Source organism: Bradyrhizobium uaiense (assembly GCF_010811875.1).
GTDB classification, from domain to species: domain Bacteria; phylum Pseudomonadota; class Alphaproteobacteria; order Rhizobiales; family Xanthobacteraceae; genus Bradyrhizobium; species Bradyrhizobium uaiense.
The window spans coordinates 1-358 of the sequence record NZ_VKHP01000627.1; the positions used below are offsets into that span (position 1 = coordinate 1).

Annotated in this window: 1 protein-coding gene; it reads right to left on the reverse strand. The window is 67.0% G+C overall.

Translation table 11 applies throughout. From position 1 onward, the window contains the following. Positions 1-358: HisA/HisF-related TIM barrel protein (locus FNJ47_RS46810; RefSeq protein WP_175068534.1), on the reverse strand; the 358-nt coding region annotated here is incomplete at both ends.

Genomic DNA, 358 nt, shown 5'->3' on the forward strand with positions numbered 1-358 from the left:
TCCTCGAATCGCTCAGCGATCTCGAGCGCGGTCACATGCGAGGTCTCGGCCCAGCCCTCGACCGCGACCTTGCCGTCGCGTGCATCGAGGCCGACGGCCACACGGCCGGGGAATTGCTTCGCCGCGCCCTTCACCAGTTCAGGATCGCGCACCGCCGCGGTGCCGATGATGACGCGCGTGATGCCCTTGTCGAGCCAGGCCTCGATAGTCTTGAGGTCGCGGATGCCGCCGCCGAGCTGCACCGGCATGGTGACGGCTTTCAGCATCGCCTCCACCGCATGCGCATTCATCGGCTTGCCGGCGAAGGCGCCGTCGAGATCGACGACGTGGAGATATTCGAAACCCTGCGCGGCGAAGC